The 21,737-nt window shown below is 64.8% G+C and carries 22 protein-coding genes; 10 read left to right on the plus strand and 12 right to left on the minus strand.

Translation table 11 applies throughout. From position 1 onward, the window contains the following. Nucleotides 1-94: 94 nt before the first annotated feature. Entirely contained in the window at nt 95-2,305 is a 2,211-nt protein-coding gene (locus PE058_RS16770) for a glycoside hydrolase family 3 N-terminal domain-containing protein (protein WP_271028927.1), read from the plus strand. Between the two features lie 15 nt (nt 2,306-2,320). Here the strand turns inward: PE058_RS16770 and PE058_RS16775 are convergent, their stop codons facing one another. The 4 genes from PE058_RS16775 to PE058_RS16790 are packed head-to-tail and all read right to left on the minus strand — an operon-like array spanning nt 2,321 to nt 4,632. Beyond that, the gene (locus tag PE058_RS16775; protein ID WP_271028928.1) at nt 2,321-2,758 is read right to left on the minus strand and encodes a CoA-binding protein; all 438 of its coding nucleotides are present in this window, start codon (nt 2,756-2,758) and stop codon (nt 2,321-2,323) included. Further along, nucleotides 2,758-3,186 (minus strand): VOC family protein, encoded by a 429-nt coding sequence (locus PE058_RS16780; RefSeq protein ID WP_020085352.1) that lies wholly within the window; start codon nt 3,184-3,186, stop codon nt 2,758-2,760. The genes PE058_RS16775 and PE058_RS16780 overlap by 1 nt, the downstream gene beginning before the upstream one ends. A gap of 1 nt (nt 3,187) precedes the next feature. Continuing rightward, nucleotides 3,188-4,030 (minus strand): enoyl-CoA hydratase, encoded by an 843-nt coding sequence (locus PE058_RS16785; RefSeq protein WP_271028929.1) that lies wholly within the window; start codon nt 4,028-4,030, stop codon nt 3,188-3,190. A 29-nt stretch (nt 4,031-4,059) separates the two neighbouring features. Further along, nucleotides 4,060-4,632: a hypothetical protein gene (locus PE058_RS16790; protein ID WP_020085350.1), complete on the minus strand. Its 573-nt coding sequence runs from the start codon at nt 4,630-4,632 to the stop codon at nt 4,060-4,062. Nucleotides 4,633-5,086: 454 nt separating this feature from the next. Here PE058_RS16790 and rplM point away from each other — a divergent pair, with 454 nt between their 5' ends. From rplM to PE058_RS16815, 5 genes are all read left to right on the plus strand, one after another. After that, a complete protein-coding gene (gene rplM / locus PE058_RS16795) occupies nt 5,087-5,548 on the plus strand; it encodes a 50S ribosomal protein L13 (RefSeq protein ID WP_020085349.1) in 462 nt (153 codons plus the stop codon). Nucleotides 5,549-5,553: 5 nt separating this feature from the next. Continuing rightward, the gene (gene rpsI, locus PE058_RS16800) at nt 5,554-6,033 is read left to right on the plus strand and encodes a 30S ribosomal protein S9 (RefSeq protein ID WP_020085348.1); all 480 of its coding nucleotides are present in this window, start codon (nt 5,554-5,556) and stop codon (nt 6,031-6,033) included. Between the two features lie 140 nt (nt 6,034-6,173). Next, entirely contained in the window at nt 6,174-6,881 is a 708-nt protein-coding gene (locus tag PE058_RS16805; protein ID WP_026867934.1) for a YjbE family putative metal transport protein, read from the plus strand. Beyond that, nucleotides 6,878-7,816 carry an N-acetyl-gamma-glutamyl-phosphate reductase gene (argC, locus tag PE058_RS16810; protein ID WP_271028930.1) on the plus strand — a complete coding sequence of 313 codons (939 nt, stop codon included), beginning with the start codon at nt 6,878-6,880 and terminating at the stop codon, nt 7,814-7,816. Before PE058_RS16805 ends, argC begins: the two co-directional genes overlap by 4 nt. An 80-nt stretch (nt 7,817-7,896) precedes the next feature. After that, on the plus strand, nt 7,897-8,028 hold the full coding sequence (locus PE058_RS16815) for a hypothetical protein (protein ID WP_271028931.1): 132 nt from the start codon (nt 7,897-7,899) through the stop codon (nt 8,026-8,028). A gap of 29 nt (nt 8,029-8,057) precedes the next feature. On the opposite strand, the gene PE058_RS16820 is transcribed toward PE058_RS16815, so the two are convergent. Then, nucleotides 8,058-9,128 carry a COX15/CtaA family protein gene (locus PE058_RS16820; RefSeq protein ID WP_020085344.1) on the minus strand — a complete coding sequence of 357 codons (1,071 nt, stop codon included), beginning with the start codon at nt 9,126-9,128 and terminating at the stop codon, nt 8,058-8,060. 139 nt (nt 9,129-9,267) lie between these two features. Here PE058_RS16820 and PE058_RS16825 point away from each other — a divergent pair, with 139 nt between their 5' ends. Further along, on the plus strand, nt 9,268-9,474 hold the full coding sequence (locus tag PE058_RS16825; protein WP_020085343.1) for a DUF2842 domain-containing protein: 207 nt from the start codon (nt 9,268-9,270) through the stop codon (nt 9,472-9,474). Here PE058_RS16825 and PE058_RS16830 read toward each other — a convergent pair. Both PE058_RS16830 and PE058_RS16835 read right to left on the minus strand, forming a co-directional pair. Next, nucleotides 9,446-10,576, minus strand: a complete 1,131-nt coding sequence (locus tag PE058_RS16830) for a polysaccharide deacetylase family protein (protein WP_026867933.1) — start codon at nt 10,574-10,576, stop codon at nt 9,446-9,448. The genes PE058_RS16825 and PE058_RS16830 overlap by 29 nt on opposite strands. Before the next feature lie 120 nt (nt 10,577-10,696). After that, nucleotides 10,697-12,970, minus strand: coding sequence for a GumC family protein (locus PE058_RS16835; protein WP_020085341.1), 2,274 nt, complete (start codon nt 12,968-12,970; stop codon nt 10,697-10,699). 153 nt (nt 12,971-13,123) lie between these two features. Between PE058_RS16835 and PE058_RS16840 the strand changes: the two genes are divergently transcribed. The 3 genes from PE058_RS16840 (at nt 13,124) to PE058_RS16850 (ending at nt 16,646) form a co-directional block, all read left to right on the plus strand. Then, on the plus strand, nt 13,124-13,825 hold the full coding sequence (locus PE058_RS16840) for a polysaccharide biosynthesis/export family protein (RefSeq protein WP_020085340.1): 702 nt from the start codon (nt 13,124-13,126) through the stop codon (nt 13,823-13,825). Between the two features lie 7 nt (nt 13,826-13,832). Then, nucleotides 13,833-14,975, plus strand: coding sequence for a glycosyltransferase family 4 protein (locus tag PE058_RS16845; protein ID WP_271028932.1), 1,143 nt, complete (start codon nt 13,833-13,835; stop codon nt 14,973-14,975). 162 nt (nt 14,976-15,137) lie between these two features. After that, the gene (locus tag PE058_RS16850) at nt 15,138-16,646 is read left to right on the plus strand and encodes an undecaprenyl-phosphate glucose phosphotransferase (protein WP_271028933.1); all 1,509 of its coding nucleotides are present in this window, start codon (nt 15,138-15,140) and stop codon (nt 16,644-16,646) included. On the opposite strand, the gene PE058_RS16855 is transcribed toward PE058_RS16850, so the two are convergent. The 5 genes from PE058_RS16855 to PE058_RS16875 all read right to left on the minus strand — a co-directional run bounded on the left by PE058_RS16855 (nt 16,640) and on the right by PE058_RS16875 (nt 21,543). After that, nucleotides 16,640-18,472 carry a patatin-like phospholipase family protein gene (locus tag PE058_RS16855; protein ID WP_020085337.1) on the minus strand — a complete coding sequence of 611 codons (1,833 nt, stop codon included), beginning with the start codon at nt 18,470-18,472 and terminating at the stop codon, nt 16,640-16,642. The two genes, PE058_RS16850 and PE058_RS16855, sit on opposite strands and share 7 nt — an antisense overlap. A 262-nt stretch (nt 18,473-18,734) precedes the next feature. Next, nucleotides 18,735-19,166: a hypothetical protein gene (locus PE058_RS16860; protein WP_020085335.1), complete on the minus strand. Its 432-nt coding sequence runs from the start codon at nt 19,164-19,166 to the stop codon at nt 18,735-18,737. A gap of 5 nt (nt 19,167-19,171) precedes the next feature. Further along, nucleotides 19,172-19,405: a hypothetical protein gene (locus tag PE058_RS16865; RefSeq protein WP_026867932.1), complete on the minus strand. Its 234-nt coding sequence runs from the start codon at nt 19,403-19,405 to the stop codon at nt 19,172-19,174. 320 nt (nt 19,406-19,725) lie between these two features. Continuing rightward, nucleotides 19,726-20,754 (minus strand): HlyD family secretion protein, encoded by a 1,029-nt coding sequence (locus PE058_RS16870; RefSeq protein ID WP_020085333.1) that lies wholly within the window; start codon nt 20,752-20,754, stop codon nt 19,726-19,728. Between the two features lie 15 nt (nt 20,755-20,769). Then, complete coding sequence (locus tag PE058_RS16875; RefSeq protein WP_020085332.1) at nt 20,770-21,543, minus strand: ABC transporter ATP-binding protein; 774 nt, start codon at nt 21,541-21,543, stop codon at nt 20,770-20,772. Between the last annotated feature and the right edge of the window lie 194 nt (nt 21,544-21,737).

A 21,737-nucleotide genomic window follows, 5' to 3' on the forward strand; every position in this document is an offset into this window, starting at 1 on the left:
TAGCACATCGCTCAATTCACAAGATGCGAATTGGACGCGGGGCTGCCAGCCCGTATACCATGGGTTCCTCCCAAACGGACAGAGCGGCTTTTCGATGAGATTTAGCTTTTTTCTCTTAACCGTCATTGCCTGCCTCGCCCCCTTCGCCGCTCACTCCACTCCCTCGCCCCGCCCCTCGCCCAACGACGCCATCGCGGCGGAGATCGAAGCCAAGGTCTCGGCGCTCCTCGGCCGCATGACGCTCGAGGAAAAGATCGGGCAGCTCAATTTCCCTTCTTACGCCTTCCCGCGGGAGCCGCAGCTCACATCGGTCAAGAGCGGACGCATTGGCGGCATGCTCAATGTCGCCCATCCCGATCACGTCCGCGTGTTCGAGGAGGCCGTACAGGCATCGCGCCTCAAAATTCCGCTGCTGTTTGCCATCGACGCGATTCACGCCTTCCATATCGCCTTTCCGACGCCGATCGCCTGGGCGGCGACCTGGCGGCCGGAACTGGCCGAGCGGGCGGCCGAGGCGATCGGCAACGAGACGGCGCAGATCGGCGTCAACATCACATTTGCGCCGATGGTCGACATCTCGCGCGACCCGAGATGGGGGCGCGTGATCGAGGGGGCCGGTGAGGACGCGTTTCTGGCCGCCGCCTTCTCGGCTGCGCGGGTGCGCGGCTACCACAAGGGCGGGCTCGCCACCTCCGCCAAGCATTTCGTCGGCTATGGCGCTCCGGAAGGCGGGCGCGACTACAACGGGGCGCAGATTTCGCTCTCCGAGCTCTTCGACCGTTACATCCCGCCTTTCAAGGCTGCGATCGATGCCGGAACGGAAACAGTGATGGCGTCCTTCAACACCGTGAACGGGGTTCCGGTGACGGCAAACCGTCGCCTCATCACCGGCGTGCTCAAGGAGCGGCTCGGCTTCGACGGGCTCGTGATGTCCGATTTCGCGGCGATCAGCGAGCTGGTCAATCACGGCGTGGCCGGCGATCTCGGCGAGGCGGCCCGCAAGGCGCTGCATGCGGGCATAGACTTCGACATGGAGGGCAAAGCCTACGACAAGCACCTCGCGGAAGGCGTCAAGGCGGGGCTGGTGCCCGTGAGCGAGATCGACGCCGCGGTGCGCCGCGTGCTGCGCGTGAAGTACCGCATGGGGCTGTTCCCGGATTCGCCGGGCGGCGTGCGCAAGGTGCCGCCCGCCATCGGCGAAGCGGGTGTCCGCAAGGCGGCCCGCGACGTGGCGCGGGAGAGCTTCGTTCTGCTCAAGAACGGCGGGGCCACTCTGCCCATCACGCCGCAATCGGGCACCGTGGCGCTGATCGGAGCCGCGGCGACGTCCACGAACGATCATTCCTGGTACGGGCCGGCCGGACTTGAAAAGCCCAAGACGGAGACGCTGCTCGAGGCGCTCGAGGCTCGCGTAGGCAAGACGCAGAAGCTGCTCTTCGCTCCGGCCTTCGCGGATGCATGCGGGCAATCGTTCGCGGACAAGGACAAGGCCCTCGAAACCGCGCGCGCGGCCGATCTCGTCGTTCTGGTGCTGGCGGAAGATTGCGCGATTTCGGGCGAAGGCGTGTCGCGCGTCGATCTGGGGCTCACGGGCGTGCAGGAAGAGATGCTCGACGCGCTCGTCGGTGTGGGCAAGCCGATCGCGCTCGTCGTGGAGACGGGCCGGCCCCTCACGCTCACCGCCGAATCCGAGAAAGTCGCGTCGCTCCTGATCGCGTGGCATCCCGGCACAGAAGGCCGCACGGCGCTCGCGGAAGTTCTTGCCGGAGAGTTCGCGCCGTCGGGCAAGCTGCCGATGACCTTCCCGCGCTCGGTGGGGCAGATCCCGCTCTCGTACAACGAGCTGCCGACCAGCCGCCCCTTCACCGGCGATCGCTTCACGACAGGGTATGTGGATGAGAAGCCGACGCCTCTCTATCCGTTCGGCCACGGGCTCAGCTACACCACCTTCAGCTATTCGGATCTCAGGATCGGCACGCCCGAGATGCGGCGCACCGGCAAGATCGAGGTGAAGGTGGATGTGACGAACACCGGCCTGCGCGCGGGCCAGGAGGTTGTACAGCTCTATACGCGCCAGCTCGTCGCCTCGCGGTCACGTCCGCTGCGCGAGCTCAAGGGCTTCGAGAAAATCGAGCTTGCGCCGGGGCAGCGCAAAACGGTGCGCTTTACGCTCAATGCGTCCGACCTTGCCTATCACGATGACGACGGCAAGCCGGTGATCGAGCCCGGCCCGTTCAACGTGTTCGTGGGCGGCAGCTCCGCAGCCGACCTCAAGGGCGAGTTCCGTATCGTCGCCGACAACTGACGGAGCCGTGCCCGGCTAAGCGACGAGGCGTGCGTGCTCGATCTTGGGGCAGCGGTCCATGACCACGGCGAAGCCGGCCGCAGCCGCCTCGTTCGCCGCCTGCTCGTTGATGACTCCGATCTGCATCCAGACCGCCTTGATGGCGAGGCGATCCTTCTCGCGGATGGCGGCACGCACGATGTCGAGCGCGGCGTCCGAATTGCGGAAAACATCGACGACATCAATTGGGGTTGAGATGGACGCCAGATCCGCCACGACGGGCTGGCCATGGATCTCTTGTCCGGCCAATCCCGGATTGACGGGAACGACGCGATAGCCGTTCGCCAAAAGGTATCTCATCACGCCATAGCTTGGTCGCGCTGGCTTATTGGATGCGCCGACGACGGCAAACGTCTTCGCGGCTTTCAGGATGTCAGCAATCGCGGGATCGCTGGGCGGCGCGTAGGTCATCATTACTTGTAGGGCAGAACGACGTGTCCTGCATCATCGAAGGGGAAGAACGGATTGAAAGCCACTTCCCACAGATGTCCGTCAGGATCGCGGAAATAACCGGAGTGGCCGCCCCAGAACGCCGTCTCGGCCGGTTTTACGATGACGGCTCCGGCCGCTTCGGCTTCAGCGAGGACTTGGACGACCTCATTCTCTGCGCGGACGTTATGCGCCAGCGCTATGCCGGAAAAGCCGGGTGTGGAATCTGGCACCTTCGCGTCTGCGGCGAGGGCCGCGCGACCGAATAGGGCGAGCACCACACCTCCCGCATCGAAGAACGTGACGTTCTCGTTCGAATCCGAAGAGGCCTTGAAGCCCAGCTTTTCGTAGAAGGCGCGCGCACGGGCGATGTCGGCCACGCCGAGCGTCACGAAGGACAAGCGCGGCTCCACCTCAGCACCCTTTCCAGACCGGGGGACGCTTCTCGAGGAAGGCTCCGATGCCCTCCGCAGCGTCCTCAGCCATCATGTTCTCGACCATGACAGACGCCGCATAGGCGTAGGCCTCGGCGAGCGGCTCCTCGATCTGCCGATAGAAGGCCTCCTTGCCGACGGCGACAGTCAGCTTCGACTTGGCCGCGATGATGCGCGCCATCGCGAGCGCCTCGTCCATAACCCGGTCGGCCGGGACCACGCGATTGACGAGGCCGTAGCTCATGGCGTCCTCGGCCGCGAGCATTTCGCCCAAGAGCAGCATCTCCATCGCCCGCTTGCGGGAGATGTTGCGCGAGAGCGCCACCATGGGCGTAGAGCAGAACAAGCCGATGTTGACGCCGGGTGTCGCGAAGGTTGCGCTTGCCGCGGCGACTGCGAGATCGCAGGTGGCGACGAGTTGGCACCCAGCCGCCGTAGCAACGCCCTGTACGGCCGCAATCACGGGCTGCCGATTGCGCACGATCGCCTGCATGAGCGCCGCGCAGGCCAGCATCGTCTCCTGGTAGAAGGCGCGGCCGCCGTCCGCATCCGTGCGATGAGCGGACAGCTCCTTGAGATCATGACCGGCGGAGAAAACCGGACCAGCCGCCGCCAGAACGACGGCGGCTACGTCCCGGTCGCCCGACAGGCGTGCGAGCGCTTCGTCGAGAGCGGCGATCATCTGCCGCGAGAGACTGTTGCGGGAGCGCGGCGCATTGAGCGTGAGCAGCGCAATGCCGGGCTCCGGCCGCGACACGAGCAGCACATCCTCGTCCTCCTTTCGGGGGGCGCCAAGATCTGCCGGCTTCGTGTGCGTGGTCACGGTGTCAACGTCGCTCGATCAGGTCTTGATTATGGCGCAGGGGCTTCGTCGGCGGGACCGCTCTCTCCAGCTTCCTCAGGAATAAGCTCCTCGATGGCCGCAATGTGCTTCTTCACGACCTCGATGTTGGCCGCGTACTTGAGCGGCTGCGCCTGCTTGATCTCCTGCGTGAGATCGTCGACGGCGAGCTTCTTGTCCTCCGGCGGGATCGAAGCGTCAGCTTTGATCTCCTCGAGCTCCTTCTTCATCTTCTCGACCGGATCCGTGTAGGTGCCGGTCGAGCGATCGAGACCATCGAGAATGATAGTGATGTTGGCGCCGACGTCCTCGAAATCCGCAAAGCTCGCAAAGCCGTGCTTCTTCGCAATGTCCTCAAGCTCCTTGGTCAGCGCCGCGTCCGGCGTCTCGCCGCCTTCCGCAAGCTTGCTGGCCAGAGGCGCGAAATCCTTCTGAGCCGCGATGAACGACGTGACCATCTGGTCGGTGAGCTCGAGCTGCTTGAATTCCTGGGCAGCGACGCCCAGGGCTCCGGCTCCCAACACTCCCGCGCTCAAGCCGAGGACGAATGCCAGCGACCTAAGGCGTGAAATGAACATGCTCATGAAGCGTAATCTCCCATTCCCTAACCACATCGCGATCGTTTGCTTCCCCAGCGCGTCGCTCGGGAGCGGACCAAAGCTCACAACTGAGACGGATCTAAGAACACTCCGGCTCTCAGAACCGCCGTCGGGGCTCGATGTTCCGCTTGCGCATTGGGGCCTGGCGGCTTCCATGCACTCGAGGCGCGTCGCGACCCCTGGGCTACACCCGCCATTCTATGGCGGCAAGGAGGGTTAACGGCGCCGCCCCGCCCAATCCGGCGCCTCAAATGCGGTACTTCATTACCTCTAATGTGGTTTTATATTACCTTATTACTTATATTATTGATTTTGCTATATTTTATTATTTCCAAGGATAATTGACGCGATTCGATCTCTCGCGTACATAGCGCGCTTCGCAACGGCGAGACTTTCCATCACGCCGATAACCCCCTATTGGGCAGGAGCGCTTCCCGCCATGAAGACATACGTCGCCAAGCCGGATGAGGTCGACAAGAAGTGGGTCGTCATCGACGCCGACGGTCTCGTCGTCGGCCGTCTGGCCACCCTCATCGCCGTTCGCCTCAAAGGCAAGCATAAGGCCATCTACACGCCGCACGTCGACTGCGGCGACAACGTCATCGTCGTCAACGCGGAGAAGGCCGTCTTTACCGGCAAGAAGCGTGAAGACAAGGTCTACTACCGCCACACCGGCTATCCGGGCGGCATCAAGACCACGACGCCGAAGCGCATCCTCGAAGGCCGCTTCCCCGAGCGCGTGATCGAGCTCGCCGTCGAGCGCATGCTTCGCCGCGGCCCGCTGCAGCGCAAGCTCATGAGAAACCTGAAGATCTACAAGGGCGCGGAGCATCCGCACGCGGCGCAGACGCCGACCACGCTCGACATCGCGAAGCTCAATCGCAAGAACTCGAGGGCCTAATAGCCATGGTACAGGAAACCAAGTCCCTGGACGATCTCGGCGCCCTCAAGGGTGCTGTCGCTGCCGAAGCGCCCGTCCACGTCCAGAAGCTCGATGCGTTCGGCCGCGCCTATGCCACCGGCAAGCGCAAGGACGCCGTCGCCCGCGTCTGGATCAAGCCGGGCCGTGGTCAGATCACGGTCAACAAGAAGGACTTCAAGCAGTATTTCGCACGCCCCGTGCTGCAAATGCTGCTGCAGCAGCCGCTCGCGGCTGCCAACCGCGCCACGCAGTTCGACATCATCGTGACCGTTGCCGGTGGCGGGCTTTCGGGCCAGGCCGGCGCCGTCCGCCACGGCATCTCCAAGGCGCTCACCTATTACGAGCCGGAGCTGCGCGGCGTGCTCAAGAAGGGTGGCTTCCTCACCCGCGACAGCCGCACCGTGGAGCGCAAGAAGTACGGCCGCGTCAAAGCTCGCCGCAGCTTCCAGTTCTCGAAGCGCTAATTCGCCTCACCTACTTACGTATTATAATGACAGCCCGCCTTCCAAAGGCGGGCTGTTTTACTTTCAGGCCACCTTGACTAAAGGCAGACGTCTCACCTAATGCCACTCTGTTCAGGAGAGACTTGGCCGGGGAGCACACGGTGATCGAGTGGTTTCAAGAACACGCGCTCGCGTTGTTCAATATCATCATGATCGACTTAACGCTGGCGGGCGACAACGCCATCGTCGTCGGCATGGCAGCGTCGCGCGTGGCTCCAAATCTCAGAGCCAAAGTCATCTTCTGGGGCATTGCAGGCGCGGTGATCCTGCGCGTGCTGTTCTCTGGCGTTGCTGTCCAGCTTCTTCAAATCATCGGCCTCACGCTCGCGGGCGGCCTGCTGCTGCTCTTCGTGGCCTGGAAGATGTACCGCCAGCTCGTCGATGGAAGCATGCACTCGATCGACGACGTGGAAGCCAAGGTTGCCTCCACCGGAACGCCTCCGAACGAAGTGGGCTTCTGGAGCGCGCTCTGGACTATCATTCTCGCCGACGTCTCGATGTCGCTCGACAACGTGCTCGCGGTCGCGGGCGTGGCGCAGGGCGCGGAAGAGCCGCTGATCCTGCTCGTGATCGGCCTCGGTCTCGCGATCATTCTGATGGCGGTCGCTTCGACGTACATCGCCAAGCTGCTCGCCTCCTATCCGTGGATCGCGTGGATTGGCCTCCTCATCATCGTGTGGGTTGCGCTCGACATGATCTACACCGACAGCCATAAGATCACGTGCGCGGCCTACAACATCGGCTGCTCCGAGACCCTGTGGCAGGCGGTGCTTCACAGGCTCGGCCTGGGACCGGGTGCCGGCGGATGAGCCACTCCAAACCTCGGATTTTCATCGACGGCGAGGCCGGCACCACCGGCCTCGAGATCCGCGAGCGGCTGGCAGCGCTGCCAGCCGTCGAGGTCATCAGCATTGCCGACGACAAGCGCAAGGACGCGGACGCGCGCAAGGCGATGATGGCCGATGCCGATCTCGTGGTGTTGTGCCTGCCCGACGCCGCGGCGATCGAGGCGGTCGCGCTGGCGGACTCGCTCGGCGACAAGGCACCCCGCATCGTGGACGCGTCCACGGCGCATCGCGTGGCCGAGGGATGGGTCTACGGATTTCCCGAGCTCGACCGCGCGCAGTCGGATGCCATTCGCAAAGCGCGCCATGTGGCCAACCCGGGGTGCTATCCCACGGGCGCCATCGCGCTGCTTCGCCCGCTCGTCGATGCCGACATCCTCCCTTCCGATCACCCTGTGACGGTGAACGCCGTCTCGGGCTATTCGGGCGGCGGCAAATCGATGATCGAATCCTACGAGGTCGCCAAGACCGCGCCGGCCTTCGAGCTTTACGCCCTCGGACTCGAGCACAAGCATCTGCCGGAGCTGACACGCTATTCCCGGCTGACCCGGCTTCCGGTGTTCGTGCCCTCGGTCGGGAACTTCCGCCAGGGCATGCTGGTGAGCGTGCCTCTCCACCTCGACACGCTGCCGGGCAAGCCCTCGGCACGCGATCTCGAAAAGGTCCTCGCCGCGCACTATCGGGGGTCGGAGCTGGTGCGGGTAGTGCCTCACGAGGAGATCGCGAAGCTCGGCGGGCGTCTTCACGCGCTCGGTCTCAACAGCACCGACAAGCTGGAGCTCTACGTGTTCGCGCACGAGCGGCACGGGCATGCGCTGCTGGTGGCGCGGCTGGACAACCTCGGCAAGGGTGCGGCCGGCGCGGCCGTGCAGAACATCCGGCTGATGCTCGGAGTTTGAGCACGCCTGCTGTCACCTGCGTAACAGCGCACTCTCGGCGAACGACGTAGCGTCCGGCATCTCCCGCAGGAGGTCTGGCCATGATCTTGCTATTTCTCATCGTGCTCGTCGGCGGCGCATTCGCAATCGCGGTGCTCGCGTCGGATGCCCATTTCGGCAAAACCAACCCGAAGGATGGGTACGACGAAAAGACCCGCAAACGGTTGCCTTGACCGGTCCTCGTCGCTGAGCGCGCCTCGCGTCAGGCTCCCCGCGAGACGACGTGCAGGTGCCGCACAGCAATGACGAGCAAGATGGCCGCACAGGTCTGATGGGCGATGCCGAGGCCCAGCGGCACCGCTTCCAGAAGCGTCCAGATTCCGAGCGCCGCCTGACCGAGCACGCCTGCCGTCAGCAGAGCGGCGGAGACGCGCACCTCCCCGGCTGCGCGAGACGCAAAGCGGCGCCAAGCCTCGAACGCCACGAGCAGCACCACGGCATAGGCCACGAGGCGATGGTTGAACTGGGCCGTCACCGGGTTCTCGAACGGATTGTGATACCAGGGCTCTAGCGTCATCAGGTCGTAGGGGATGAACGCGCCGTTCATGGTGGGCCACGTGTTGTAGACGAGGCCGCCCTTGAGGCTGGCCACGAAGGCGCCGAGCACGACTTGCAGGAAAATGAAGCCCACGATCACCGCCGGCAGCGATGTGGCCGTGACGCGCGAGGAGGCGCGCGCTTCATGCGGCACGGCGTGCTCGAGGGCGAGCCAGACGACGAGCGCGAGAATGAGGAAGGCCACCGTGAGGTGCAGGGCCAGGCGATACTGGCTCACGTCCACGCGATCGACGAGGCCGGACTTCACCATGTACCAGCCAATGACGCCTTGCAGCCCGCCGAGGGCGAGGACGCCTGCGAACTTCGGCAGGTAGCCGGGGCGCAGCGCGCCGAGATACCAGAAGACCGCAAGGGGAAGCGCGAATGCGAGGCCGATGATGCGGCCCAGGAAGCGATGGCTCCACTCCCACCAGTAGATCGCCTTGAAGGCATCGAGCGACATGCCCTTGTTGACAAGGTGGTACTCGGGGATCTCCTTGTACTTGGTGAAGGCTTCCTGCCAGTGAGCATCGGTCAGCGGCGGGATGGCGCCGAGGATGGGCTGCCACTCGGTGATGGAAAGACCGGAATCCGTGAGGCGCGTCGCGCCGCCCACGGTAATCATCGCCAGCACGAGGCCGGCGACGGCGTAAAGCCAATAGCGCACCGCGCGATCCCAGGGGGCCGCGTGTGCTGCCCGCAAAGACTTCCCGTTCGCCGTACCGGTCGCAGCCATGCTCTGTATTTCCTAGAGTTTCGCCGCATGTGTGATAGGGCGAACCCGCCTGCCGATCAATGCGATGATCGGGCGCTCTATGCCGCGCCAGGTCTTTACGTTATGGGACCCGTAGAGATCGAAGAAAAACAGGGGCTTCATGACCCTACGTACGCGAAAGCTGGTCGGCGCCATCGCGCTCGTCGTCTTCCTGGCCTTCTATGCGCTCATGGCGATGATGGCAGCGATCATCCTGCAGGTGAGCGCCAGCAAGGTGGTGGAGCTGATCTACTATCCGGTGGCCGGGCTGCTCTGGCTGCCGCCCGCCATGTGGCTGGTCAAATGGATGCAGCGCCCGGACGCGTAGCGGCGGGGGCAAGATCGGCGGCTCCGCGCGCTCCACGCGCGGCTTTGATGCGCCGGAGAACGGCCCTCGCCCCATCGAACAGCAGGAACGGAACGCCCGTGATCATCGCGCGCACGTAGCGCGCCTCCTGAAAGTCGCCGTTGAGCGACACCCGGGGCAGCCCCGTCATCACCGCCGAATGGCGGGTGCGCAGCACATCCTTATGGGTCGTCACCGCGGTTTCGAGACCGAGGGAACGAACGATCTCGAAATCGCGCGCTCCTGCACTGCCGGCATCGCCGTAGGGAAAGCTGAAATGGCGGCAGGGACGGCCCAGCTCGCGCTCGATGCGCGCTACGCTCTCGGCGATCTCGGCGCGTGCCTCGTCCTCCGGCAGCTTGGCAATGGCGAAGTGGCGCCGGGTGTGCGCGCCGATCGTTACCAGCGGATCGGCACAGAGCGCCCGCAGCTCGTCCCAATCCATGATGAGATCGCGGCAGAGCGTGGCCGGGTCGTAGCCCGCGGCCTCGGCGATCTTGCGCACCGTGGCGCGCAGTTCGCTTTCAGGGCGATTTCTAAGCGGCCAGTAGATCTCGTAGAACGTGCGATCCTTCGCTTCCGGCGTGCCGGCATCGAAGACGCGCAGGGCGCCATCGAGAACGACCTCGATCCGGTCGGTGTTGCGGATAGCCGTCTCCAGCACGAACCACCACAGGTCACCCTCGCCGTCTGCATAGGCGGTCGGCACGTAGATGGCGAAGGGAAGATTGCGCGCCTTGAAGATCGGATAGGCGAAATCGCGATTGTCGCGGTAGCCGTCGTCGAACGTGAAACAGGCGAAAGGCCGCTCGGGCTCGTCCGACTTCATGCGCCGGGCCGCCTCGTCGAGCGAGACGATGTCATAGCCCGCCTTCTCCACCGTCTCGATCGCGGTTTCGAGGAAAGCGGGCGTGACCTTCAGAATGCGGTTCGGCTCGAAGGCTTCCGGCGGCTCGGGGCGAACGTTGTGCAGCGTGAAGATCACGCCCTTGCCACGCGTCATCGGAGCCAGGAGCGCGCCCAGGCCCGAATAATGAAGCGCCGAAAGCGCAGTCTGCATAAGAGCAGTGGTTTTACGGCTCATCGTCGGCTCGCGTCGCGGTTTCCGAAACATCGAGCTAAAGCGAAGTTCGTTCAGATCGTGTTAAATCTGAAACCCGCTGTTACAGCGTAGCGTTAACGAACAGTTGCCGCAGGTCCCGCTTCAGCCCGTGCGTGCGAACCTCTGCTTCTTGCGTGGCAGCTCCTTGGCCTTCTCCATCGTGAAGAGCGCAATGCCCTCCACGTCGAAGCCCAGGAACGTGCCCTCCTCCGCGCTGACGCGCGCCCTCTGCTTCTCGTCTTCGACCAGCGTCACGCCGCAATCGAAGCGGCCCTGGATGGCCTCGAAGAGAGGACGTGCGGCTTCAGTGCGGCTCACGACGACGATGTGCTCGTAGACGTCATCCAGCGCGTCGAGAAGAAAATTGATGGTGTTGCCGTCGAGCGGGTCTCTCTCGGCATCGGGCAAGCCGCGTCCCGAGGGGATCAAGTGCACGTCCGTCTCATGCAGCGAGCGGACGATATCCTCGAAGCGGGCCTTGCCGTCCATCAGCTCGCTGAACCCCGGCCAGGCGGGCTGGCCCAGCGGCTCGGCGATGCCGGTGCCGTCAAAGCTCCAGTCGACCATGACCACGGTCAGTCCTTTGTCGGCCAAACGGCGGCAGAGGCTCGCCGCCTCGCTTGCGAGCGAGAAGACGTCGGATGAACCGACGAGGAGTGTGCGCACGCCAGAGAGCCCGCCTTTGCGCATGGCCTCCAGCGTATCTGCCAAGGTTTCAGACGTGATCATCTCGGGGGCTGCGGTGACCGATGCTGCGGGCGCGGAAGCCTGCGCCATCGCCGGCGCGGGCGTGGGTGCAGGCGCGAGCGGCCTCGTGCGGATGTCGGACTGCGGCGCGGGCGGCACCCGGCGCGGAGGCTGAGGCGGCGTCGGCGGCGAGGACGGGGGCGGCCCTTGATGCGGCGGGTCCGGCAACCTCGGCAGCGGGCGCTCTCTGCGATCGCGCGCGCTCGCCGCGCGACGCTGCGGGACGCGAGCGCCACTCAGAAGACCGCGGGTGATGACGAGCGCGAGGCCGATCAACAGCGTCGCCACGCCGACCAGAAGCGCCGTCGATCCCTTCTTCGGGAACACCGGAATGCTGGACGGGCGGGCGCTCGATACGATCTGCGCTTCCACCGGTACGGCGCGGCTGTCGTCCGCGCGCACGCGGTTGGCCTCGTACTGGGCGCGCAGGCGGTCCAGCTCGGCGCGTTTGGACTTGGCGTCGGCTTCCAGGCTTCTGAGCTTGGCTTCCTCGGGACCGGCGGTGACGATGCGCGTCTTGATCTCGCTGACGTTGCGCTGGATCGCCTCCTCGCGCAAAGCGGCGACCTTGGCTTCCTTACCCATGCCATCGACGATTTTCGCTACCTCGGCGGCGATCTGAGTCTTCAGGCCCTTGAGATCGGCCTGGAGCTGACGCATGCGCGGATGGCCCGGCAGCAGCGTTGCCGAAAGCTCGGAGATCTGGCGCTCGACACGCACGCGGCTCTGTACGAGGTTCTGGATCAGCGGTGACTTCTGCACGTCGGCCAGCGTTTCCGCGCTGCCGAGCTCCTGCATCTCGCGCGCCTGCTTCGCGCGGGCCTCGGCCTCGCTGCGCGCGGCCTTCACCTTCGAAAGCTCGGCGTTAAGCTCCGCGAGCTGCTGCTCGTTCAAGCCGGTGGCCTGCTGACCGCCCTTGAAGATGTTGGCTTCGCCGCGGAACTTCTCGACCGCGGCCTCGGCGACGGCTGCCTCCTCGGCAAGCTTGGCGATCTTGGGCTCAAGCGCCTTCTGGACGTCGTCCGTCTCGCTGATGCTCTGGCGCGCCAGGTTCTCGCGATAGGTCTCGGCGATGCGATTGGCGACGGCGGCGGCCAGCTCCGGATTGTTCGACCAGAAGCGCACGCCTATGAAGCGGCTTTCCTTCGGCGAGTAGACCTCGAGGCGGTTGAAATAGGCGGTAAGCGCGCGATCCTGATCGCTCTCGGAGGCACGCGGGGCACCGATGCCGACAAGGCGCAGCAAAGCGGACAGCATATCGGGCGAGCCGCGCGCGCTGTTGAACTCCGGAAGATCCGCAAGCTTCATGTCGCGCACGATGGTCTCGCCGAGGTCCGTCGACATCAACGCGCGGACGTGCGTGTTGATCGCCTCCTTGTCCATGCGGACGCTGACGCTGTCGTTGGCGCCGGAGCGGGTCGGGTCGGCGAAGGGGTTGTTGGTGCTCTTGGACTCGATCGCGAGTTGCGTCTCCGACACGTAACGCGGAGCAATGAGCGTGAGCACGCCATAAGTTGCAGCGGCCGTGACAACGGCGAGCAAGGCAAGCCGGGGCACGCTCCGAATGGCGGTCTGCCACAGCGAGCGGAGATCTATGTCGTCGGGACGATGGGGGGTATTCGAGGCCATTTCGCTTTCGTCCGCATCTTGCGTTGCTCCGAGGGATACAGGGACGCGCGTTAGAATTTCCTTAAGTTTCCCAAAAAAGGTCAGCTCCTCAGATTTTCTTAACCACGGGTCCTTAACACTGGCCGCCAACAGAGTTTCGTAAAGCGGTTGATCATGGGCGCTGGCGTTACAGCTTGGATCCGATTTCTCTCGTGCGCCGCCGCGCTCGCGCTGGCGGGCTGTGCGCATGATCCCGAGACCGTCATCTCGGCGGCGTTGACGAACATGGAGCGGCAGGGGAGCGCCGTGGTGTTCGGCGACGGGCCGCCGCCGGCCGAAGCCGCGGATCAGGTGACCTGGGGGCCGCCCGCCGTGCATCCGGCCGGATATGGCGCGCCGATGGCGGCGCCCGGCGAGGGTCCCTACCTGCTCGATACCGGCGACCGGCTGCGCGTGTTCGTTTACGGACAGCCCAACCTTTCGCGTGCCTACACCGTGGATCAGGAAGGCCAGATCACCGTGCCGCTCATCGGAGAGGTGCGTGCGCGGGGAAGGACCGCCCGCAATCTCGAAGACGCCATCCGCCAGCGGCTCGCCGTCGAATACGTGCGCGATCCGCAGGTCACCGTCGACATCCTACAGAACCGCCCGTTCTTCATCTACGGCGAGGTGAAGACCGGCGGGCAGTATCCCTACATCTCGGGCATGACGGTCGAGACGGCGATTGCGGTCGCGGGCGGCTACTCCGAACGCGCCAGCACGCGCAGCTTCCGCATCACGCGGCGTATCAACGGGTTCGTCGAGCAGATCGATGCGCCGAACGATTTTCCGGTGCTGCCGGGCGACGTCGTCTACGTGAACGAGCGGTTCTTCTGAGGCTTCCGTGACCGACGCGCCGGCTGAGGCTCCCCTTCGTATTCTGCACGTCATGCGCGCGCCCGTGGGCGGGCTGTTCCGGCATGTGCTCGACCTTGCGGGTGAGCAGGCGCGGCGCGGCCACTACGTCGGCATCGTGGCGGACGGAACGTCGGCGGACAGCCTCACCGTCAAACGCCTCTCGGCCATCGAGCCCAAGTTGCGGCTCGGGCTGTCGCTCATTTCCATGAAACGGCAGCCCGGGATCGGCGATATCTCGGCCGTTCGCTCGGTCGCCAAGATCGCGCGCGCGATGGATCTCGATGTGCTGCATGGACACGGCGCAAAGGGCGGAGCCTACGCGCGTCTCGCAAAGACGTCGCTTTCCGTTCGCGGCCATCGCGTGAAGGCATTCTATACGCCACATGGCGGCAGCCTCCACTACAAGCCCGGCACGGCGGCGGGCAACGTGTTCCGTATTCTGGAACGCATCATGGGAATGATGACCGACGGTCTCATTTTCGAATCCGATTTCGCGCGTGAGGCCTATGCGCGTCTCGCGGGTCAGGGCGGGCCGCCGCGCCGCGTGATCCCGAACGGGCTCAGGCCCGAGGATTTCGACGCGCGTCCGACAAACCCGGATGCCGCGAACTTCCTCTTCATCGGCGAGCTTCGCGCGCTCAAAGGCGTGGACGTGCTGCTCCAGGCGCTGGCCAAGATCATCCCGGCCAACCCCGTGCGGGCCGTGATCGTCGGCGGCGGTCCCGATGCCGTCGAGTTCAAGGCGCTCGCGCATCGGCTGGGGCTCGACGCCCACGTGATCTTCCCTGGCGCCATGCCTGCGCCCGACGCATTTCCGCTCGGCCATTGCCTCGTCGTGCCCTCGCGCGCCGAAAGCTTCCCTTATGTCGTGCTGGAAGCGGGTGCAGTGGGCAAGCCGCTGATTGCGACGCGCGTCGGCGGCATTCCGGAGATCGTCGCGGGCACTGGGATCGAGTTGATCGAGGCGGGCTCCGTCGACGCGCTGGCGCGGGCGCTCACGCAAACGCTCGCGGACCCGAACGGCGCCCTCGCGCGCGGACAGGAATTGCGCGAGATCGTGAAGCGCAAGTTCACTGTTGAAGCGATGACCGATGCGGTGCTCGACTTCTATCGTCAGAGAACGCACTGAATTCAGACAGCCCTGTCGAATCCCTTGCTTTAACGATTTGTTAAGGCTCGGCGCCGCGCAGCGCTGACGCGCGCCAGACCCGTGCGCGGTGGCATGTCCGCTGCACCTCTTGCGTCATCTGCCGGTCCTCGGCCGGCGTCTGTCGCATTGTGAGCCAGTTCCATGCTTTCGCATGTCCCATACACGCCGCCTCTGACCTCCGCCGCGCTTCCTTCGTCTCTTTCCGGGCTCGGGTTGCCGCCGCTACCGCGCAGCAAGAGCACGCTTCTGTCGCCGGTCGTCCTCTCGGGCCTGGTCCGGGTTGCGGACTTCTCGATCGCCGCTCTCAGCGGTCTCGTGATGGCCGTGCTCTATCACGGCGAAGCCGACGTCACGACCGATCTGCTCTACGGCACCATGATCGCGGTGGCCGCGATCGGCACCATCCTGATGCTGGACATCCTCGGCCTCTATTCTCCCCGCTCGCTGGCGACGTTCCATCGCAACATGCCTCGCCTGCTGCTCGGCTGGATCGCGGCGTTCGCGGCCGTGGGCCTCACCGCCTTCTTCCTCAAGGCGGGTGCCGAGCTGTCACGCGGCTGGATGGCGCTGTGGTTCCTCGCAGGCGGCACCGCGCTGACGGTCGAGCGCGCCTCAGCCGGTCTTCTCTTCCGCGCGATGGCGCGTAGCGGACGCCTCCAGCGCCGCGCGGTCGTCTACGGCACGGGCGCACTCACCGACGACATGATCCGTCTGCTCCAACAGGACCACGGCGCGGATATCCGCATCGTCGGCGTGTTCGACGACCGGGCGGACGGCCGGGCGGAGGCGCCTGCCGTCGGCTACAGCCGCATCGGAACACTCGACGATCTCCTCGAGGTCGCCCGCGCGATGAACGTCGATCTCGTGATCGTCGCGCTTCCCGTGGCGGGCGAAAAGCGGCTTCACGACGTGACGAGCCGGCTCTCGGTGCTGCCGGCGGATATCCGGCTCCCCGCGCAGGCTACGCAGATCCGTCTTTCGCCGCGCCTCTATTCCCATGTCGGCCCCGTCGCCATGATCGACCTCTACGACCGGCCGATCGCGGACTGGGGCTTCATCGCCAAATCGCTCTTCGACAAGACCATCGGCCTTCTCTGCCTCGTTGCACTGTCACCCGTGATGGCGGCGGTTGCGCTGGCGGTGAAGCTCGACTCGCGCGGGCCGGTACTGTTCCGGCAGAAGCGCTACGGCTTCAACAACGAGCTGATCGAGGTTCTGAAGTTCCGCTCGATGTACGTGGACAAATGCGACGCGACCGCCTCGCGCCTCGTCACGAAGGGCGATCCGCGCGTGACGCGCGTCGGGCGCTTCATCCGCAAGACGAGCCTCGACGAGCTGCCGCAGCTCTTCAACGTCATCAAGGGCGAGCTTTCGCTTGTCGGGCCGCGCCCGCATGCCGTGTCGGCAAAGGCCGAGGAGCGGCTCTACGACGAGATCGTGGCCAGCTATTTCGCGCGCCACAAGGTGAAGCCCGGCATTACCGGCTGGGCCCAGATCTGCGGCTGGCGCGGCGAGACGGATACGCGCGAGAAAATCGAGAAGCGCGTGGAGCACGATCTCTACTACATCGAGAATTGGTCGGTTCTGTTCGACCTTTACATTCTCGCCATGACGCCGCTCGCGCTGCTCAAATCGGAGAACGCCTACTGAGCGGAGAGCGTGTCGGCCAGCCAGGAGGGCTTGCCCGTGCTCGCGAGCGAGGCGATCTCGTCGCGCGTCCAGCGGTAGGCGCTCTCGAACAGCTCGCCGTGGCGATGCCAATCCAAGAAGCTGATGCCGGGCGAGACCGGCGGGACGAGCGAGACGTCGTCGGCGTTGAGCTCGCGAAGGAAATCGCGCCGGTTGGCCATCAGCGCTCGCATGAGCACGGTCACCAGCCCTGGCGCATCGGGAAGACGATCGCGGCGCAACGGGTTGAGAACCAGCCGCAGGAGCTCGGTGCGCGAGGGCAGGGCTTCGTAGTCGACCTCGAAACGGTCGAGCTCCGGCGGCTTGAAGCTCACGACGACGTTGGGCCCCTCCTTGAGATCGCGCATGATCTTCACCGGCACGTTGTCGAGGAGGCAGCCGTCGACCAGCATGTCACCCTCGGCCGTGTAGACGGGCGGCAGGAGCACGGGGATCGATGCCGAGGCGCGGATCGCACGCCACAGCGGACCTGAGCGGTGGCAGGCGATGCCGAAGCGCGACAGGTTGGTGGATACGGCGAAGAACGGAAGCCACAGATCCTCGATCTCGATGTTGCCGAACAGGCGCTTCAGCTCGGCATCGAAGACGGTGTGATCGAGCAGCGCGTATCGCGGCAGCGTGTAGCGGCGCATGGCGCGGTTGGTGACGAACATCTCGCCCAGCGCCCTGTCGATCTCGTCGGGCTGGCTTTCGATCATGAACGCGGCGGCGAGCGCCGCGCCGGCCGATGTGCCGCCCATGATGTCGAACTTGATGCCGGCTTCGCTCAGACCTTTGAAGACACCCGTATGCGCGGCCGCGAGCGCGCCTCCTCCGGCGGCCACAAAGCCGATCGCGCGCCCCTCGATGAAGCGCACGAGCCGCTCGACGTCCTCGCGGCTGTCGCGCGCGACGTGATGGTGCATGGCGACCGAGCGCGGCGCGAGCCAGCGGGAGGTGCCTGTGATTTTACCGCGTGCCGGGTGCAGCAGGACGAGGCGCGTCGCGTCGGGGGTGACGAAGCGTGCGGCCAGCCGCTCAATGGCGTTCAGCTCCGGATCCGCATCCTTGCAGGCGACGGCGAGAACGAGATCCGCATGGCGGATCGCTTTTTCCGTCCATGGAGTGATTGTGTCGTCGGAGACCATAAGAACGTATTCGTGGCGCGCCTCGAGCGCGTTCAGCCGCGATATCGCCTCCGGCGCTTCGAGCGGTCCCTCGCAGCCCAGAACGGCGCGGGCATTCTCTCCATCCAGCGTCGCGCAGCGCGCTTTGCGCCCGAGGGTCTCGCCGAGCAGGGCGCGGAATGCCGCTTCGATGGGCGCTCCGCCGGCAGGAATGATGCAGATCGTGCGGGGGCGTGGCGGCGCGTGCGTGATGTGGACGGCACTCGACGTGGTCGCTGCGAGCCTCCTGGCGAGCATGGCTGTGAGCGTGCCCCAGATGCCGGGATGAGCACCCACCAGGCTCTCGAACTCACCGCGCGAGAGCGAAAGCACGAGCGTATCGCGCATGGCTGTGACGCTGGCGGTTCTCGTGCCGCCAGTAAGGAAGGCAATCTCTCCGGCAGGCTGGCCTGGACCGATCTCGCTTACGGGCTCGCGAAGCCCTTCGACCGTCACAGCGAGACGCCCTGAGAGAACCACGTAGAGCGCGTCAGCCTGATCGCCCTGGCGCATCAGCACATCGCCGCGGCGCAACGTGCGCAAGGCGCAGCGCGCGCCGAGGGCTTGCCGTTCCGTCTCGGAAAGCCCCGAGAACAGATCGACTTCCGGGATCTCGTGCAAAAAGCCGTCGGCCGGTTTCATGGAGCAGGTCCGCTTCCTGCCCTCCAATATAAGGCGGCAGACGCGGATCCGAACCGGCCTTATCGGCCGGGGCGGTTAACGAGGCATCAGAAAAATCAGTCCGAAGCCCCCGACATCTTGGCGAGGGCGACAAGCAAAAGTCCGAGCGCGGGCAAGAAGACCGCGAGATAGGACAGGACGAGGGCGATTGTGGCTACCATGCCCTCTTATATGGGCAGGTCTTTCGCTCGGATCACCGTGTCAGGGTGTCCGAACGTAAAAATTACGCTGCGGCGGGTTGTCCCTGGAGGCCTTCCGTGGCGGCGGCCAGGGCCTCGCTCATGGCGCGGGCCATCTTGTGCGGGTTGAAACCCCACTTGGCGTTGAGACGCATATTGGCGGCTGCTTCGAGTGCGGTGACGAGAGCAGCTTGGCCATGAACGGCGATGAGATCGCTCACATGGCGCGTGCGGCACGCCGCGAGGAAGCTACGGAAGCGCAGAAGAACGGCCACCTTACGCACCCGGGCGCGAGGGGAGATCTGCCAGAAATCCTGCTCGACTCGGCGCAGGTCGTCGTCCGAAAGCGTCACGGCGGGCAAAAGTAATCCATTGCCGGACGAGAGAATTTTGAGGGCGAGCGCAAGCTCGCGGGCACCGACGCGGGGTACGTCGCTGGTGTCTACGGCACCGTGCTGGTCATGTGTGTTGGTCATGGCATTCAGCTCCGCTTCACGGATTGGCCGGTGCGGCCAAAAACTGTCCAAGGCGACCCATGCAGAAGGATGATGTCTCTTGGACTATGCGATTCGACGAGGAAATCCACTTCGAGACCGAGCAGGCGGCCATTCGGGTTGCGGATATCCGATTTCGAGAACCGGAATTTGCGACCATCATCCGTGCTGATGACGCCAAAGCCGATGCTCTCTTGGAACTTGGTGATCTGACCTTGCATGATACGCTCCATTTCGCCGGTTCGCGGCCGCTCGTGCGGCGCCTTGCAGAACCATGACGGAAATGGACAGCGCTTGCTGTTCCAGGAGGTACATTCCCAATCTTTTCAAGACTGTCAACCAACCGGCTGGCATTTACCAATAGAAAAGGGCCGCCTTTTCGGGCGGCCCACAATTGGTCGCAGGTCATTCAGGGCGTTCGGTGGACTTATGCCCAAGAGGTGCAATTCCCTCCTCGGCTCAAGGGCCACTTCCAGGCTCGGTTTCGAGCTCCAGCCCGGCAAGCGCAATGGGCCGGCGGGGCTGGGGAGGCGTGGCTGCCTCAGTCCTTACGAAAAAAGGCGTCTACCCGCATGCCCGGCTTCAACGCCGTGGCAGTCCCCTGCATCTCGATGGTCACTTCCATGACTTCCACGTCCGTCGGGCGGAGGGGGCCGCGAGGGCCGATCTTGGCCTGACCGAGGCTCGGCGCGATACGCGTCACCTTACCTTCGAACTTCTGGTCCGGAACGGCGATGCTCTTCACGTAGGCGGTCTGGTTGAGCTTGATCTTGCCCACGTCGCCTTCGTCGACCTCGGCCTTCACGCGCACGACGCTCATATCGCCCATGACGACCAGCGGCAGATCCGGAGACGGGGCGACCACCTCACCCTGCTTGGGGTTCACCTGTAGGATGGTGCCGGCGGAAGGAGCACGGATGCGTGTCTTGTCGAGGAGGGCTTCGGCCATTCTCACCTCGGCGCGCGCGGCGCTGACGGCGGATTCGGCGCGGCTCGGCGCGGGCAGGTTCGGCTTCGACTGCGCCTTCACATAAGCGATGCGCTCGCGCTCGAGGCGCTCGTTGGCGTCCTTCAGGCGGCGGCGCGCGTCGCTGACGGCAGCTTCGCTGCCGGTTCCGCTGCGCTTGGCCGAAATCGCATAGTCGAGCTCGATGCGGGCTCCCGTCACGGCACGCTCGGCGGAGTAGATGGCGTCCTCGGCCTTTCTCACATCCTCACGGCCGCTGGCGAAGGCCTTCTCGCGATCCTCGCGGAGCGCTTCGGCTTCCGTCTCGGCGGAGGCGAGCTTGGCGCGGGCCTCGGCATCGTCGAGACGCAGCAGCAGCTCGCCTTCCTCGACCTTGTCGTCGACCTTCACCAGAACCTCCTCGACGCGTCCGAGGTAGGTGGCACCCAGGCGGATGTCACCTGACTTCGGCTCGACGCGGCCGGGCGCGGCGACCTCGTAGTCCTTGGTCACGATCGGCAGCGCCTCGTCGGCAGCCTTGCTGTCACGATACTTGTCGTAAGCGAGATAGCCGCCGGCTCCGGCAAGCCCCAGCAATAGGATGAGATTAATGGGCTTCAACATGGCGCTTGATGTTCCTTAAGCTGCAACGTTCTTTTTCTTGGACGCGGCTCCGTCACCCGGTCCGCCCTTCTTGGGTGGCCGTTCGTCGCCGACAATACGTCCGTCCTCGATGGTGATGATCCGATCTGCGTAGTGGAGCGTGCGGTGGTCGTGGGTCACCGCCATCACGGCACGCGTGGGGTCCTTGGCAACCTCTGTAAGCAGCTCCATCACCGCCTTACCGTTCTCGCTGTCGAGCGCCGCGGTCGGCTCATCCGCCAGCACGACGGAGGGGCGGCCAGCGAGCGAGCGGGCGATGGCAACGCGCTGCTTCTCACCGCCGGAGAGCTTCGAGGGATAGGTGTGCATGCGGTGGCTAAGGCCGACCGACTTCAGCGCTTCCGCTGCCGTCTCCATGGGATCGGCCGAGCGCGCGTCGCGGACATCGAGCGCGACCAGCACGTTCTCGATGGCGGTCAGCGTGGGGAACAGGTTGTAGCTCTGAAACACGAAGCCGACATGCTGACGGCGAATCTCGGCAAGATCTTCCGACGATTGGCCGACCGCCTGATGGCCCGCGAGATGAAGCTCGCCGCTGGTGGCGGAAAGAATGCAGCCGAGGATCGACAGCAGCGTGGTCTTGCCGCTGCCCGAAGGCCCCATCAGCAACGTCAGCTCACCGGGGCGCAGATCCATGCTGACCCCTTTGAGAATGTGAAGCTCGCCGGCGCCGGTGCCGATCGTCTTGACGATGTTGCGAGCCTCAAGAAGCGGGCGAGGCCCGTTCGATGCTCTTGGAGCTTTGGACATTTCAGTGAGGTCTCCCGAAACCGAAGCGCAGTACTCATTATCAAGAGCTTGGCATCATCAGCTCGCCGTGGCTGTTACGCCTGTCACAGGAAGATGCCGATTTTCTTGCCGATATTAAAAAAAGATCCCGCAACGGACGATGAAAAGGCCGACGCTACGCAGCCCCGTACTTCTCTGCAAGTGCACTCGAACCC

This window comes from Hyphomicrobium sp. DMF-1, from assembly GCF_027886585.1.
Classification (GTDB): Bacteria; Pseudomonadota; Alphaproteobacteria; order Rhizobiales; family Hyphomicrobiaceae; genus Hyphomicrobium_C; species Hyphomicrobium_C zavarzinii.